The organism is Inquilinus sp. OTU3971 (assembly GCF_038440215.1).
In genome coordinates this window covers 1-15,838 of record NZ_JASATH010000191.1, presented here as the reverse complement: position 1 = coordinate 15,838, position 15,838 = coordinate 1, and the positions used below count along the sequence as shown (strand labels likewise).

General features: G+C 68.1%; 13 protein-coding genes. 2 read left to right on the top strand and 11 right to left on the bottom strand.

Annotation, left to right across the window (positions count from 1 at the left end):
- Positions 1 to 57: 57 nt before the first annotated feature.
- The 5 genes from AAHM41_RS32850 to mtnK form a co-directional block, all read right to left on the bottom strand.
- Positions 58 to 1,656 carry an ABC transporter substrate-binding protein gene (locus tag AAHM41_RS32850; protein ID WP_342240846.1) on the bottom strand — a complete coding sequence of 533 codons (1,599 nt, stop codon included), beginning with the start codon at positions 1,654 to 1,656 and terminating at the stop codon, positions 58 to 60.
- Positions 1,657 to 1,912: 256 nt separating this feature from the next.
- Positions 1,913 to 3,511 (bottom strand): ABC transporter substrate-binding protein, encoded by a 1,599-nt coding sequence (locus tag AAHM41_RS32845; protein WP_342240845.1) that lies wholly within the window; start codon positions 3,509 to 3,511, stop codon positions 1,913 to 1,915.
- 166 nt (positions 3,512 to 3,677) lie between these two features.
- The gene (locus AAHM41_RS32840) at positions 3,678 to 5,267 is read right to left on the bottom strand and encodes an ABC transporter substrate-binding protein (protein WP_342240844.1); all 1,590 of its coding nucleotides are present in this window, start codon (positions 5,265 to 5,267) and stop codon (positions 3,678 to 3,680) included.
- Positions 5,268 to 5,380: 113 nt separating this feature from the next.
- On the bottom strand, positions 5,381 to 6,478 hold the full coding sequence (mtnA, locus tag AAHM41_RS32835; protein WP_342240843.1) for an S-methyl-5-thioribose-1-phosphate isomerase: 1,098 nt from the start codon (positions 6,476 to 6,478) through the stop codon (positions 5,381 to 5,383).
- Positions 6,479 to 6,481: 3 nt separating this feature from the next.
- Complete coding sequence (gene mtnK, locus AAHM41_RS32830) at positions 6,482 to 7,768, bottom strand: S-methyl-5-thioribose kinase (RefSeq protein ID WP_342240842.1); 1,287 nt, start codon at positions 7,766 to 7,768, stop codon at positions 6,482 to 6,484.
- A gap of 92 nt (positions 7,769 to 7,860) precedes the next feature.
- On the opposite strand from mtnK, the gene AAHM41_RS32825 reads away from it, so the two are divergent.
- Positions 7,861 to 8,247, top strand: coding sequence for a RidA family protein (locus AAHM41_RS32825; RefSeq protein WP_342240841.1), 387 nt, complete (start codon positions 7,861 to 7,863; stop codon positions 8,245 to 8,247).
- Between the two features lie 2 nt (positions 8,248 to 8,249).
- Here the strand turns inward: AAHM41_RS32825 and AAHM41_RS32820 are convergent, their stop codons facing one another.
- Both AAHM41_RS32820 and AAHM41_RS32815 read right to left on the bottom strand, forming a co-directional pair.
- Positions 8,250 to 9,617 (bottom strand): MFS transporter, encoded by a 1,368-nt coding sequence (locus AAHM41_RS32820; protein ID WP_342240840.1) that lies wholly within the window; start codon positions 9,615 to 9,617, stop codon positions 8,250 to 8,252.
- Positions 9,618 to 9,819: 202 nt separating this feature from the next.
- A complete protein-coding gene (locus AAHM41_RS32815) occupies positions 9,820 to 10,695 on the bottom strand; it encodes a phytanoyl-CoA dioxygenase family protein (protein WP_342240839.1) in 876 nt (291 codons plus the stop codon).
- 121 nt (positions 10,696 to 10,816) lie between these two features.
- On the opposite strand from AAHM41_RS32815, the gene AAHM41_RS32810 reads away from it, so the two are divergent.
- Positions 10,817 to 11,836, top strand: coding sequence for a LacI family DNA-binding transcriptional regulator (locus AAHM41_RS32810; protein WP_342240838.1), 1,020 nt, complete (start codon positions 10,817 to 10,819; stop codon positions 11,834 to 11,836).
- 3 nt (positions 11,837 to 11,839) lie between these two features.
- Here AAHM41_RS32810 and AAHM41_RS32805 read toward each other — a convergent pair whose 3' ends face one another.
- From AAHM41_RS32805 to AAHM41_RS32790, 4 genes are read right to left on the bottom strand one after another with little or no spacing between them, the layout of a single operon-like run.
- Positions 11,840 to 12,859, bottom strand: coding sequence for a Gfo/Idh/MocA family oxidoreductase (locus tag AAHM41_RS32805; protein WP_342240837.1), 1,020 nt, complete (start codon positions 12,857 to 12,859; stop codon positions 11,840 to 11,842).
- Complete coding sequence (locus AAHM41_RS32800; protein ID WP_342240836.1) at positions 12,856 to 13,968, bottom strand: ABC transporter ATP-binding protein; 1,113 nt, start codon at positions 13,966 to 13,968, stop codon at positions 12,856 to 12,858. Before AAHM41_RS32800 ends, AAHM41_RS32805 begins: the two co-directional genes overlap by 4 nt.
- 7 nt (positions 13,969 to 13,975) lie before the next feature.
- A complete protein-coding gene (locus tag AAHM41_RS32795) occupies positions 13,976 to 14,851 on the bottom strand; it encodes a carbohydrate ABC transporter permease (protein ID WP_342240847.1) in 876 nt (291 codons plus the stop codon).
- Between the two features lie 10 nt (positions 14,852 to 14,861).
- A complete protein-coding gene (locus tag AAHM41_RS32790) occupies positions 14,862 to 15,782 on the bottom strand; it encodes a carbohydrate ABC transporter permease (protein ID WP_342240835.1) in 921 nt (306 codons plus the stop codon).
- Between the last annotated feature and the right edge of the window lie 56 nt (positions 15,783 to 15,838).

Genomic DNA, 15,838 nt, shown 5'->3' with positions numbered 1-15,838 from the left:
CCCCCCCCCCCCCCCCCCCCCCCCCCCCCCCCCCCCCCGGCTCCCCCTTACCTCTTGTTATTCGGTGATGTCGACACCGCTGAAGTCATGCCGGCCGAACGGGCTGATCACGTAGCCGGTGACCTCCTTGCGGGTCGGCTCGAACACCACCGAATGCGCGATCGGCAGCCACGGCGCCTGGTCGTGGAAGATCACCTGCGCCTGCTCGTACAGCTTGGTGCGCTCGGCCTGGTCCGAGATCGACTTGGCCTTCTTGATGAGCGCCTCGAAATCCTGGTTGCACCACTTGGCGATATTGCTGCCGCCTTCGCGTGCGGCGTCACAGCCCAGCAGGTTGTTCAGGAAGTTGTCCGGGTCGCCGTTGTCGCCGGTCCAGCCCAGCTGCGCCATCTGGTGCTCGCCGGCCTGGGCGCGCTTGCGGTACTCGCCCCATTCATACGAGACGATCTTGCTCTTGATCCCCAGCTTCTCGAGATCGGCCTGCATCAGCTCGGCGATGCGCTGGGCGTTCGGGTTGTACGGCCGCTGCACCGGCATCGCCCACAGGTCGGTCTCGAAGCCGTTCGGATAGCCGGCCTCGGCCAGCAGCTTCTTCGCCGCCTCCGGGTCGTACTTATACTCCGGGACGCTGTCGTTGTAGGACCAGATGGTCGGCGGGATCGGGTTCTTCGCCGCCTGGCCGGCGCCCTGGTACACGGCGTCCAGGATCGCCTTCTTGTTCACCGCCATGTTGACGGCCTGCCGCACCCGCACGTCGTCGAACGGCTTCTTGGTGACGTTGAAGGCCAGGTAGCCGGTGTTCAGCCCGGGCTGGGTCAGCACGGTCAGCGCCGGGTCCTTCTGCATCGCCGGCACGTCGGCCGGGTTCGGATACGGCATGACGTGGCACTCGCCGGCCTTCAGCTTGGCATAGCGCACCGCCGCGTCGGGGGTGATGGCGAAGACCAGGTTGTCGATCTTCTCCTTGCCGCTCCAGGCCCCCTCGAACGCCTTGTAGCGGATCAGCGCGTCCGGCTGGTACTGCACGAACTGGAACGAGCCGGTGCCGATCGGCACCTGGTCGACCTGCTCCGGCGTGCCGGCCTTCAGCATCGCGTCGGCGTATTCGGCCGACAGGATCGAGGCGAACTCCATCGCCAGGTCGGCCAGGAACGGCGCCTCCGGCTTCGTCAGGGTGAACTTCACCGTGTTGTCGTCGACCTTGTCGATCGACTTCAGCAGGTCGGGGAAGCTCATGTCGTTGAAGTAGTCATACGACCCGCCCGACACCTTGTGGTAGGGGCTGTCCGCCTTCCACATCCGGTTGAAGGTGAACAGCACGTCGTCGGCGTTGAAGTCGCGGGTCGGCGTGAACTTGTCGTTCGAATGCCACTTCACCCCCTTGCGGAGGTGGAAGGTGTAGACCGTGCCGTCGTCCGAGATGTCCCAGGATTCGGCCAACCCCGGCTCGGTCTTGGTGCTGCCCTTGGTGAACTCGACCAGATGGTCGTAGATCGGGCCGGACGCATCGAAGCTGGTGCCGGTGGTGTTAATCTGCGGATTGAAATTCTCCGGGCTGCCCTCGGAGCAATAGACCAATGTCTTGGCTTCGGCGGACACCGCCGCCCCCGCGACGAGGACAAGCGCCATCGCCGTGGCGGACAGGAAGCGGGACATGAAACTCTCCCTTATGGTGGTCCTTCGGTCCGGGCTTGCCGCATAGCTGTATTGCCCAAACCGTGGGTTGCAGGGGATTACCGCAGGGGCAGGGGGTGATGTCAACTGGCCGGTTATGTCGGGCAAATTGAATCGGTTCCCAATATAGGCTCGCGCGATCCCGCCGTCCGGCGGATCGTAACTTGGACGGGCCAAAACGAAACGGACGGGAAAGCGGACCGCCGCTTCCCCGCCCGTTTGTTGCTCGACGCTGCCGTTACTCCGCGATGTCGACGCCGCGGAAATCGTGCAGCCCGACCGGGATGATCTTGTAGCCGGTGACCTCCTTGCGGATCGGCTCATAGACCACCGAATGGGCGATCGGCAGCCACGGGGCCTGGTCGTGGAAGATCACCTGCGCCTGCTCATACAGCTTGGCGCGCTCGGCCTGGTCGGCGGTGGCCTTGGCCTTCTGGATCAGCTCCTCGAAGCCCTTGTCGCACCACTTCGAAATATTGCTTCCGCCTTCCCGCGCCGCGTCGCAGCCCAGCAGGTTGGCGAAGAAGTTGTCCGGGTCACCGTTGTCGCCCGACCAGCCCAGCTGCGCCATCTGGTGCTCGCCGGCCTGGGTGCGCTTGCGGTATTCGCCCCACTCGAACGACACGATCTTCGTCTTGATCCCGACCTTGGCCAGGTCTTCCTGCATCAGCTCGGCGATGCGCTGGGCGTTCGGGTTGTAGGGGCGCTGCACCGGCATGGCCCACAGGTCGCTCTCGAACCCGTCGGCATAGCCGGCCTCGGCCAGCAGCTTCTTCGCCGCCTCGGGGTCGTATTTGTAGTCCTGGATGCTGTCGTTGTAGGACCAGATGGTCGGCGGGATCGGGTTCTTCGCCGCCTGGCCAGTGCCCTGGTACACCGCCTCCAGGATCGCCTGCTTGTTCACCGCCATGTTGACGGCCTGGCGCACGCGGACGTCGTCGAACGGCTTCTTGGTGACGTTGAAGGCCAGGTAGCCGGTGTTCAGCCCCGGCTGGCTCAGCACCGTCAGGGCCGGGTCCTTCTCCATCGCCGGCAGGTCGGCCGGGTTCGGATAGGGCATGACGTGGCATTCGCCGGCCTGCAGCTTGGCGTAGCGCACCGCCGCATCCGGGGTGATGGCGAAGACCAGGTTGTCGATCTTCTCGCGGCCGCTCCAGGCCTGATCGAAGGCCTTGTAGCGGATCAGCGCATCCGGCTGGTACTGCACGAACTGGAACGGCCCGGTGCCGATCGGCACCTGGTCGACCTGCTCCGGCGTGCCGGCCTTCATCATCGCATCGGCGTATTCCGCCGACAGGATCGACGCGAAGTTCATCGCCATGTTGGCGATGAACGGCGCCTCCGGCTTGGTCAGGGTGAACTTCACCGTAGTGTCGTCGACCTTGTCGATCGCCTTCAGCAGCGTGGGCATGCCCATGTCGCCGAAGTAGTCATACGACCCGCCGGACACCTTGTGGTACGGGCTGTCCTCCTTCCACATCCGGTTGAACGAGAACAGCACGTCGTCGGCGTCGAAGTCGCGCGTCGGCGTGAAGTTTTCGTTGGAGTGGAACTTGACGCCCTTGCGCAGGTGGAAGGTGTAGACCGTGCCGTCGTCGGACACGTCCCAGGATTCGGCCAGGGCCGGCACCACCTTGGTGGTGCCCTTCTCGAAGGCGACCAGGCCGTCATAGACCGGCAGCGCCGCGTCGAAGCTGGTGCCGGTGGTGTTGATCTGCGGGTTGAAATTCTCCGGGCTGCCCTCGGAGCAATAGACCAGCGTCTTGGCCTCGGCCGACGCCGCCATCCCCGCGGCGAGGGCCAGTGCCATCGCCGTGGCGGACAGGAAGCGGGACATGGGGGTTCTCCCTAAAGCGGTCGGGCGCCGATCGCGGCGCCCAGGTTGCGGGGATTACCGCAACCTGGGGGTGCACTGTCAATCGGCGCCCGGGAACCCGCCGGCCGCAACCGTTCCGTCCGAGACGGTCAGGCATAAAGTCCGTCGCATTTGATGCGACTCGCGCCTACTCCTGGATATCGACGCCGCGGAAGTCGTGGATCCGCACCGGGGTGATGACGTAGTTCAGCACCTCCTTGCGGATTGCCTGGTACTCGACGGAGTGGGCGATCGGCAGCCATGGCACCTGGTCGTGGAAGATCACCTGGGCCTGCTCGTACAACTTGGTGCGCTCGGCCTGGTCGGCGGTGACCTTGGCCTTCTGGATGAGCTTCTCGAAATCCTGATTGCACCACTTCGCGATATTCCCGCCGCCCTCCCGCGCGGCATCGCAGCCCAGCAGGTTGGCGAAGAAATTGTCCGGGTCGCCATTGTCGCCGCCCCAGCCCAGCTGCGCCATCTGGTGCTCGCCGGCCTGGGCCCGCTTGCGGTACTCGCCCCATTCATAGCTGACGATCTTGGCGTTGATGCCGACCTTGAGCAGATCCTCCTGCATCAGCTCGGCAATGCGCTGGGCGTTCGGGTTGTAGGGGCGCTGCACCGGCATGGCCCAGAGATCGGTGTCGAAGCCGTTGGCCAAGCCGGCCTCGGCCAGCAGCTTCTTCGCCGCCTCGGGGTCGTAGGGGTAATCCTGGACGCTGTCGTTGTACGACCAGATGGTCGGCGGGATCGGGTTCTTCGCCGCCTGGCCGGTGCCGCGATAGACGGCGTCGAGGATCGCCTGCTTGTTCACCGCCATGTTGATGGCGCGGCGCACGCGGACATCGTCGAACGGCTTCTTGAGCACGTTGAAGGCGAGATAGCCGGTGTTCAGCCCGGGCTGGCCGATCACCGTGATCGCCGTGTCCTGCTGCATCGCCGCCAGGTCGGCCGGGTTCGGCGACGGGATCACCTGGCACTCATTGGCCTTCAGCTTGGCGTAGCGGACCGAGGCGTCGGGGGTGATGGCGAAGACCAGCGTGTCGATCTTCTCGCGGCCGCTCCAGGCCTGGTCGAAGGCCTTGTAGCGGATGATCGCGTCCGGCAGGTACTGGACGAAGCGGAACGGCCCGGTGCCGATCGGGATCTGGTCGACATCCTCCGGCGTGCCGGCCTTCATCATCGCATCGGCATATTCCGCCGACAGGATCTGGGCGAAATTCATCGCCATGTCGGCGATGAAGGGGGCTTCCGGCTTGGTCAGGGTGAAGCGGACGGTGTAATCGTCGACCTTGTCGATCGCCTTCAGCAGCGTCGGCATGCCCATGTCGCCGAAGTAGTCATAGGAGCCGCCGGAGACCTTGTGATACGGGCTGTCGTCCTTCCACATCCGGTTGAACGAGAACAGCACGTCGTCGGCGTTGAAGTCGCGGGTCGGTGTGAACGTCTCGTTCGAATGCCACTTCACGCCCTTGCGCAGATGGAAGGTGTAGACGGTGCCGTCGTCCGAGACGTCCCAGGATTCGGCCAGGGCCGGCACCACCTTGGTGCCGCCGCGCTCGAACGCCACCAGCCCGTCATAGACCGGCACGGAGGCGTCCAGGCTGGTGCCGGTGGTGTTGATCTGCGGGTTGAGGTTCTCCGGGCTGCCTTCGGAGCAATAGACCAGCGTCTTGGCCTCAGCGGCGCCGGCCGCCAGAACGAGCGCCAGCGCCGTGGCGCTCAGGAAACGGGACATGAAGCTCTCCATGCTCTTGGTTTGTGGTTGGTTATTGCAGTGAAGCCGATCCGATCATCGCGTTGCCTCTACCGCTTGGCGGGAGAGGTCGGGCGCCGGTCCGAACCACACTCTCAAGCCGCGCGATCCGGATACAATCCGGCCAAGCCTTCCCGGCTGGGCGGGCAGACCCCGCGCTCCGTGATCAGACCGGTGACGTAGCGCGCCGGGGTCACGTCGAAGGCCCAGTTCGCCGCGGCGCTGCCCTCCGGCAGGATGCCGACCGTCTCCAGCCGCCCGTCCGCGGTGCGGCCGGTGATGTGGCTCAGCTCGCGCGCGTCGCGCTGCTCGATCTCGATCTGGCGGATGCCGTCGGTCAGGGTCCAGTCGATCGTGGTGTAGGGCAGGGCGACATAGAACGGCACGCCGTTGTCATGCGCCGCCAGCGCCTTGAGGTAGGTGCCGATCTTGTTGCACACGTCGCCGGTCGCGGTGGTGCGGTCGGTGCCGACGATGCACAGGTCCACCATGCCGTGCTGCATCAGATGGCCGCCGACATTGTCGGCGATCACGGTGTGCTTCACGCCATGGCGGCCGAGTTCGAAGGCGGTGATGCTGGCGCCCTGGTTGCGCGGCCGGGTCTCGTCGACCCAGACATGCACCGGCAGCCCGCTGTCATGGGCCAGGTAGATCGGCGCCAGGGCGGTGCCCCAGTCGACCGTGGCCAGCCAGCCGGCGTTGCAATGGGTCAGCACGTTCAGCCGCTCCGGCCGGCCCTTCCGCTCCCAGATCTCGCGGAACACGGCCAGGCCGTGCTCGCCGATGGCGCGGCAGGTGGCGACGTCGTCGTCGCAGATCTCGGCGGCGCGGCGATAGGCGGCGGCGGCCCGCTCCGCCGGCTTCAGGGCCGCCACCCGGCCGCGGACATCGTCCAGCGCCCAGCGCAGGTTGACCGCGGTCGGGCGGGTGGCCAGCAGCCGGTCGTAGGCGCCGGCCAGGGCGGCGTCGGACGGGTCGGCGCGCAGCGCCAGCGCCAGGCCGTAGGCGCCGGTGGCGCCGATCAACGGCGCGCCGCGCACCTGCATGCTGCGGATCGCGTGGGCCGCCTGGTCCTCGCTCTCCAGCACCACCGTCTCGAAGCCGTGCGGCAGCCTGGTCTGGTCGATGATGACCACGCGCCAGCCATCCTCGGCCGGCCAGATGGTGCGGTACGGAGTTCCGTCGATCTTCATGGCTCAACCCTCGCGGAAGACGGTCTCGGCCGCGTGGCGCAGATCGGCCGGGCCGGTGAAGCGGTCGCGCTCGACCAGGAAGGCGCGGGCCAGGCGCAGCGCCTTGGTCTCGCAGGCGGCGCGCCGGTCCGGGTCGGCGATGGTCTCGAGGTCGGCGACATGGGCCAGCCCCAGGATGCGCCGGACCATCTTGGCGCCGGCGAAGCCGACCGTGTCGCGGAACAGCCGGGCCATGGTGGCCTTGCGGTGGGCGTCCAGCGCCAGGGCGCCGTCGCCGTCGGCGAACAGGCCGCGGTCGAAGGCATCGCCGGTGCCTTCGGCCCGCCACAGCTCCAGGAAACGTTTCTGGAAGCCGGCCCAGATCGCCTCGGCCTGGACCAGGAGCCAACTGCGGTAGTCGGCCCGGTTATCGGCCGCCGTCGCGTGACCTTCCTGGGCGAAATAGGCCAGGAAGAAATTGGCCAGCAACGCGCCGACATCGAAGCCCATCGGGCCGTAGAAGGCGAATTCCGGGTCGATGGCGCGGCTGTCGGTCTCGGTCACCATGATCGACCCGGTGTGCAGGTCGCCATGCACCAGTGCCTCGGCCCGGGTCAGGAAGGCCCATTTCAGCTCCTGCACCGCCACCTTGGCGGCGGCGTCGGCACGGAACCCGGCGGCGATGCCGTCCAGCTGCGGCGTGGTCCAGCGGTTCAGCTTGGCGATCCGGTAGGGATCGGTGAAGACCAGGTCCTCGGTGATCTTGCACAGCGCCGTGTTGCCGCAGAACGGCGCCATCTTCGCCTTCTTCTCGGCGGCGGGCGCGTGCAGGTCGGAGGTCTTGAACAGCGTCTGGGCCAGGAACTCGGCCATGTGCCCGGCCAGCAGCGGATAGCGGGTGCCGGCGATCAGCCCCTTGCGCAGGATGATGTGCGGCGTCAGCCACTCCATCACGATCAGCGCCATGGTGGCATCGAAATGGTGCAGCTTCGGCAGCAGGTGGGGTACGTGGCTCGCCTGCTCCGACAGCGCATGCCACTCGTACCAGGCGCGGTCCAGCGGCAGCGGCCAGCTGTCTCCGACCAGCCGGACATAGGGCAGGGCCTGCTTGACCACGAGGCCGCCGGCGGTGCCGCGGACGATGAACACCAGGTTCAAATTGCCGTCGCCGACCTCGGTGACGTGCCAGCCGGCCGGGTCGCCGCCCAGCCGGTCGCGGATCGTCGGCAGCGTGGCGAGATAGGGCCGGATCGAGGCCTCGTCCAGCGGCCGGTAATCCGGCCCGCCGGTCAGCCGGCTCTCCTCACTCATGCTTCAGTCTCCGCCGACATTCTGTATTCTCCAGGCGGGCGGAGTGTCCGAAGCCGGCTCCCCTGCTGTCAAGCCACAGGGAGGAAGGAATCATGCAGACCGTCCCGCACAACCCGACCGACGGCATCTATCCGGCGACGCCCGACTACATCCATGCGCTGGAGGTGCGGCAGCCGAACCGGATCCTTTACGTCGCCGGCACCATGGGCCTGGACGCGCAGGGCGTTCCGGGCAAGACGCTGGAGCAGCAGCTCGAGCTGATCTGGTCGAACATCCGCACCATCCTGGCCAGCGCCGGCATGACCGTCCGCAACATCGTCCGGATCACCAGCTATCTGCGCGACCCGGCCTATGCCGAGGCCAACCAGGCCGCCCGCATCGCCGCACTCGACGGCCATGTCGTGCCGACCACGGCCCTGGTGGCGCAGACCCTGTCGCCGGATTGGCTGGTCGAGATCGAGGTGATCGCCGCCGGCTGAGCCTAGGACCAGACCGGGACCGCCTGCGCCCGGTCCGGCCGCCGCTCCTCCGCGGTCGAATAGTCGACCCGCAAGTCGCTCTCGCTGGTCTCCGGCCCCCACCAGACGGCGGCGATGGTGATCAGCGACAGCACGATCACATAGCCCGCGACGCCCCAGGGCGCCCCGTCCAGCCAGATCACCAGCATCGCCGACAGGGCGGGGGCGGGGCCGCCGGCCAGGATCGAGCCCAGCTCCCGCGCGAAGGCGAAGCCGCTGAAGCGCAGCCGCGGGCCGAACAGCTCGGCGAAATAGGCCGCCTGCGGCCCGAACATCGCGCCGCCGCCGATGCCCATGATCAGCACGAAGGCCAGCAGGATGGTGGTGGTGTCGCCGGTGTTCAGCATCATGAAGAAGGGTACGGCGAAGATCGCCGAAAACAGCGCCCCGCCGATATAGACCGGCCGCCGCCCGACCTTGTCCGACAGCCAGCCGAAGAACAGGATGCCGAAGATCTCGACGAAGTTGCCGCCGAACACGCCCAGCAGCGCGACGTCGCGCGGCAGGTGCAGCGTGTTGATGATGTAGCTCAGGCCGAACACTGGGAACAGGTAGCCCAGGCCGTTCTCGGCCATCCGTGCCCCGACCACGACCGCGAAGTTGCGCGGGTGGCGGCGCAGCGCGGCCAGGGCCGGCGCCCGGATCGGCGGCTGCCGCTCCTGCGTCTCGGCGAAGACCGGCGTCTCCTCGATCCGCATGCGGATGAACACGCCGAAGGCCAGCAGCAGCAGGCTGACCAGGAACGGTATGCGCCAGCCCCAGGCCAGCAGGTCCTCATGCGGCAGCATGGTGACCAGCCCGAACACGCCGGCGGCCAGCAGGTTGCCGATGGTCACGCCCATCGGCGCGAAGCTGCCGAAGAAGCCGCGCCGCCCGTCCGGCGCGTATTCCACCGCCAGCAGCACCGCGCCGCCATATTCGGCGCCGGCGCCCAGCCCCTGCAGCAGGCGCATCAGCACCAACAGCAGCGGCGCCCACAGGCCGATCTGGTCATAGGTCGGCAGCAGGCCGATCAGGAAGGTGCTGCCGCCTACCATCAGGATGGTGATGACCAGCACCGGCTTGCGCCCCCAGCGGTCGCCGAGATGGCCGAACAGCAGGCCGCCGAAGGGCCGGGCCAGGAAGCCGACCCCGAAGGTCGCCAGCGACACCAGCATGCCGGTGTTGGGGTCGAATTTCGGGAAGAACAGCTCGCCGAACACCAGGGCGGCGGCGGTACCGTAGATGAAGAAATCGTACCATTCGAGCGCCGAGCCCACGGCCGCGGCGAACATCACCGGCGTCAGCTTGCGCTTCGGCGCGCCCGCCTCCTGCAGGGTCGCATTTCCCATGTGTGGCGTCCTCTCCCTCGATCCGGCTTGGGCCGGTTATGGTGATTTCAGCGGTCCGGGCTCAGAGACCGTTTGGCAATGCGCTGGTGTGAGTCGGCTGGTGGTGGTTTCGAGACCCGGCGCGCAGCGGACGTTACTGTCCGTGAGCACCGGAAGCGCAGAAACCGCCGCCAGACGGCCAGTAGCATTGCCGGACGGTCTCTCAGGCCGCGGTCTTGCGGTCCGCGAAGTAGCGCGACCTGGCCGTGCTCTGGTTCTCGTAGATCGAGCCCTGGCGCGGCGCCGGCGGCAGCGGCATGCGCACCGGCACATCGGCCAGCCGCGGCATGATGGTCGGCTCGCCGGCCACCAGGCGGCTGTCGAACGCGGCAAGGTCCGGCACGCCCGACAGCGGCCAGGCGTCGGCGGCGGCGAACTCGTACAGTAGCAGCACCCGCGGCTTGTCCGAGGTGTTCTGCGCCGAGCCGTGCACGGCGCGGACATGGTGGAAGCTCATCGACCCGGCGCGGCCCACCGCCGGCACCGCCTTGCTGAAGTCGAGCCCGCAGGCCTCCGGGTCCATGGCGCCGCAGAAGTACCCGTCGGAGTGGTGGTCGTGGACCGGGCCGCGATGGGTGTCCGGCAGCACCAGCATGGCTCCGTTCTCGACCGTGCAGTCGTCGAGCATGACCCCGACGGCCAGGATGTCGTCATTGGTGTGCGGGTAGAAGGCCCAGTCCTGGTGCCATTCGACCGGCGACCCGAATTGCGGCGACTTCAGGTTGATCTTCGACCCGTGCAGCCGGACGCCCGGCCCCAGCAGGCGCTGCAGGATCGCCACCAGCCGGGGCGACCGGGCGATGTCCCAGAACAGCGGATGGTGCCTGTGCGGCGTCTTGATCCGCCGGACCCGCGGCGCCTCGGGCGTGTGCCCCGGCTCCAGGTCGTAGACATCGTTGTGCGCGGTGACCTCGCGGGACCCGGCGATGAACTCGTCCACCACCCGCCGGGCCTCGGCCAGCTGCGCCGCGTCCAGCACGTCCTCGACCACCACCACCCCGTCCCTGCGATACGCAGCGACCTCTTCGTCCTTGATCATGGCGTTTCTCCCTTGGGGTTCGGTAGCGCTACCGCGATAAGACGGTAGCGCTACCGTCTGGGATCGTCAACGCCCGCGGCCGGCTTGCAAATCGCAGCGGCTTCGCTTCAAGGTCTGCGGCATGCGAGACGACACAGCAGCGAAACTGGGCCGGAAGCCGCGCATCGAGGATGTCGCGGCGCTGGCGGGCACCTCCCCGATGACGGTGTCGCGCGCCCTGCGCGGCGAGGGGAAGGTGACGCCGGAGACGCTGGCCCGGATCCAGGCGGCGGTCGAATCGCTGGGCTATGTCCCCAACCTGTCGGCCAGCAGCCTGGCCTCGCGCCGCAGCGGCATCCTGGCGGTGCTGGTGCCGACCATCGGCAACTCGGTCTTCTCCGAGACCGTGCACGGCGTCGCCGACGCCGCCGAGAATGCGGGGCTGCACCTGGTGATCGGCGACTACGCCTATTCCGAGGACAAGCGCCGCCAGCTGGTGCGCGCCCTGGTCGGGCGCCGGCCGGACGCGCTGGTGCTGGTCGGCGCCGTGCAGGACGCGGCGGTGCGGGACCTGCTGCGCCAGCACGGCATCCCGGTGGTCGAGACCTGGGAGCTGTCGGACGACCCGGTCGACATGGCCGTCGGCTTCTCGAATTTTTCCGCGGGCGTGGAGGTGGCGCGGCACCTGGTCGAGGGCGGCCGGCGGCGCTGCGCCTTCGTCGGCTCGGCCGAAAGCCGGGCCGCGGCGCGGCTGTCGGGTTTCTCGCTAGCCCTGGCCGAGGCCGGCGCCGCCCCGCCGGAAACCGAGACTCCGGCGGACCTGTCGATCGAGGCCGGCCGGGTCGCGCTCGACCGGCTGCTGGCGCGCGCCCCGGACCTCGACGGCGTGTTCTTCGCCACCGATGTGATGGCGGTGGGTGGCCTGCTGGAATGCCAACGGTGCGGGATCGCGGTCCCGGACCGCATCGCCATCGTCGGCCTCGGCGACCTCGAGATCGGTCGGCAGCTGCAACCGGCCCTGACCACGATCCGGATCCCCGCCTACGACATGGGCCGCCGTGCCGGCGAGCTGATCCTGGCCCGGCTCGGCAAGGGCGCGCAGCCGCAGGAGGACCGGATCATCGACCTCGGCTTCTCCCTGGTCCGCCGCCAGTCGAGCTGAGGCCTACCACTCCAGCCGGACGTCGCGCCCTGTGGTCGAGCTCTCGATCGCGGCCTCGATCACCCGGATCACGTCGCGGCCGTCGCGCGGGTCGACCGGCGGCGGGGCGCCGTCGCGCACCGCGGCGACGAAGCCGTCATAGAAGGCGCCGTAGCGGCCGGGCGCGATCGCCAGCCGCTGCGTCTCCGCCACGCCCGCCTCGCGCCCCACGGTCAGCCAGCCGGTCTCCGGCGCGGTCTGCACCGTGCCGGCGCGCAGATGGTCCTCCTGCGGGTCGATCTCCATCTTGCGGAAGGTGGCGCGGTCGCCCTGCACCACCAGCCTGGCCCCGGCCTCCGCCACCAGGATGCGGCAGCGCAGCAGCGCCCGCGTGGGGCCGAAGCCGAGGGTGAAGATGGCATCGTCCACCGCCTCGGCGCCGGGGCGGATGGCGCGCAGCTCTGCCCGCACGACATCCGGCCGGCCGAACAGCACCAGCGCCTGGTCGATCAGATGCGACCCCAGGTCGTAATGCAGCCCCGATCCTGGCACCGCCTGCTCGCGCCAGCGCGCCCGCACGGTCGGGCGGAATCGGTCGTAGTTGGATTCGAAGGACAGCACCCGCCCCAGCTGGCCCTCGGCGATCAGGTCGCGCAGCGCCAGGAAATCGCCGTCCCAGCGCCGGTTGTGGAACACGGTCAGCACCCGCCGCCGCACCGCCGCCAGCGCGATCAGGTCGTCGGCCTCGGCCGCGGTCACCGTGACCGGCTTGTCGACTACGACATGCTTGCCGGCCTCCAGCGCCCGGCGGGCCACGGCGTGGTGGCTGCCGCTCGGCGTCGCCACCACCACCGCCTCGACCGTGGGGTCGGCCAAGAGGGCGTCGACCGTGACGAGCGGCAGGCCGGGCGGCGCGTCGGTGACGCTCTCAGGGTTCCGCACCGCCGCCGCGGCCAGCGCGGCGCCGGGGCAGGCTGAAATCAGGGGCCCGTGGAAGACGCGGGCGGCGGGGCCGTAGCCGATCAGTCCGATGCGCAGCGTCATGCGATGCGGGCCTCGGTGCCGGCGTCGAACACCACGGCCTTGCCCATGTCGAACACCAGCCGGCTGCGCTGGCCGGCCCGGGCCTCGGCGTCGGGCCGGAGGCGAGCCAGCACCTCCTTGCCACCCATCTCGACCACGGCGATCAGGTCCGGGCCGGTCGGCTCGGTCACCTCGATCAGGCAGTCGGTCTCCAGCACCGGGCCGGCGCCGCCTACCGCGCCCTGCGGGTCGGTGATGTTCTCGGGGCGCAGGCCCAGGATGATCTCGCGCCCGGCGGCGCCGCGCAGCCCGTCATTGGCCGGCAGCGGCAGCACGATCTCGCCGTCCTGCAGCCGGTCGATCGCGGCGTGCGGGCCGCCATTGTGGTCGACCACCTTGGCCTTGATCAGGTTCATCGGCGGCGAGCCCATGAAGCCGGCGACAAAGGTGTTGGCCGGCCGGTCGTAGATTTCCCGCGGCGTGCCCAGCTGCTGCAGCTCGCCGGCCCGCATCACCGCGATCCGGGTGGCCAGCGTCATCGCCTCGATCTGGTCGTGGGTGACGTAGACGATGGTCGATTTCAGCCGCTGGTGCAGCTTCTTGATCTCGGTCCGCATCTCCACCCGCAGCTTGGCGTCGAGATTGGACAGCGGCTCGTCGAACAGGAATACCTTGGGGTCGCGCACCAGCGCCCGGCCCATCGCCACGCGCTGGCGCTGGCCGCCGGACAGCTGGCTGGGCTTGCGCTTCAGCAGATGCTCCATCTGCAAGAGCCTGGCGATGTCGGCGATCGCCTTGGCCCGCTCCTCCTTCGGCACGCCGCGCATCTCCAGGCCGAAGCCGATGTTCTGCTCGACCGACATGTTCGGGTACAGCGCGTAGGACTGGAACACCATGGCGATGTCGCGGTCCTTCGGGTGCAGCTCGTTCACCCGCTTGCCGTCGATGGCGATGGTGCCGTCCGAGATGGTGTCGAGCCCGGCGATCATGTTCAGGAGCGTGGACTTGCCGCAGCCGGACGGGCCGACCAGCACCAGGAACTCGCCGTCGCCGACATCGATGTCGATGCCCTTGAGGATCTCGATCGCGCCGTAGCGCTTGATCACGTTCTGGATCGTGAGAGAGGCCATGGTGCGGTTATCCCTTCACCGCGCCCGCCATCAGGCCGCGCACGAAATAGCGGCCGGCGAGCACATAGACGACCAGGGTGGGCAGCGCGGCGATGATCGCCGCGGCCATGTGGACGTTGTATTCCTTCACCCCGGTCGAGCTGTTGACGATGTTGTTCAGCGCCACGGTCACCGGCATGGCGGTGCCGCCGCCGGCGAAGGAGACGCCGAACAGGAAGTCGTTCCAGATGTTGGTGAACTGCCAGATCACCGTGACCACGATGATCGGGATCGAGTTCGGCAGCAGGATCCGCCAGAAGATGCGGAAGAAGCCGGCGCCGTCGATCATCGCCGACTTCACCAGGTCGTTGGGGAAGGCGGCGTAGTAGTTGCGGAAGAACAGCGTGGTGAAGCACAGGCCGTACACCACATGGACAAAGATCAGCCCCGGGGTGGAGGAGGCGAGGCCCAGGAGGCCCAGCGTCCGCGCCATCGGCAGCAGCACGATCTGGAACGGGATGAAGCAGCCGAACAGGATCAGGGCGAAGACGATGCCGTCGCCCCTGAACCGCCATTTGGTCAGGACATAGCCGTTGAGGGCGCCGAGCATGGCCGAGATCGCCACGGCCGGCACCGTCATCAGGATCGAGTTCAGGAAATAGCCCTTCAGCCCCTCGCAGGTCAGGCCGACGCAGGTGGTGCTCCAGGCGCTGATCCAGGGCTCCAGGGTCGGGCTCGGCGGCAGCGACAGCAGGTTGCCGGCGCGCACCTCGTCCAGCGTCTTCAGCGAGGTCACGACCATGACGAAGAGCGGGAACAGGTAGATCAGCGCGAACACGCCGAGGATGGCGAACAGCAGCCAGCGCAGCCCGACCTGAAGGCCGGTGCGCGGGCCGGGAACCATGATCGAGGCTTCAGTCACGGCGGCCACCCCGCAGCTCGGAATAGAGATAGGGCACGATGATGGCGCTGATCGTCGCCAGCATGATCACGGCGCTGGCGGCGCCCAGGCCCATCTGGTTGCGGGTGAAGGTCAGGCTGTACATGTACAGGGCCGGCATCCAGGTCGAGGTGCCGGGGCCGCCCGCGGTCAGCGCCATCACCAGGTCGAAGCTCTTGATCGCGAGATGGGCCGAAACCACGAAGGCCGACAGGAACACCGGCCGCATCAGCGGGATGATGATACGCCGGTAGGTCTGCGGCAGGGTGGCGCCGTCGATCGCGGCCGCCTTCAGGATATCGCTGTCGACCCCGCGCAGCCCCGCCAGGAACATCGCCATGACGAAGCCGGAGGACTGCCAGACGCCGGCGATGACGACGGTGTAGATCGCCATGTCGCCGTTGATCAGCCAGTCGAAGGTGAAGCTGGTCCAGCCCAGATCGTGCATCAGCTTGTCGAGGCCGAGGCCCGGGTTGAGGATCCATTTCCAGGCGGTGCCGGTGACGATGAAGGAGATCGCCATCGGGTACAGGTAGATGGTGCGCAGCGCCCCCTCGATCCGGATCCGCTGGTCCAGCAGGATGGCCAGCAGCAGGCCGATCGCGGTGCTGATGCCGATGTACAGAACGCCGTAGATCGCCAGGTTGACCAGCGAGATGGTCCATTTCGGGTCGGACCACAGCTTCTCGTACTGGGCGAGGCCGGCCCAGCTGTCGAGGCGCGGCATCATCGTCGAGTTGGTCATCGACAGATACAGCGTGAACAGGATGAAGCCGTAGACGCAGACGATGGTCACGGCGAAGGACGGCGCCAGAACGAGCTTGGGCAGGATCGTCTGGAGCCAATCGAAGGGGGATCGGCGACCCGTGGCGGCGGGCTCGGAGATCACGGCCATCGGCAGGCCCTCGGATGTGCAGAGGCGAAAAGGCGGCGGGGGGGGGGGGGGCCCGC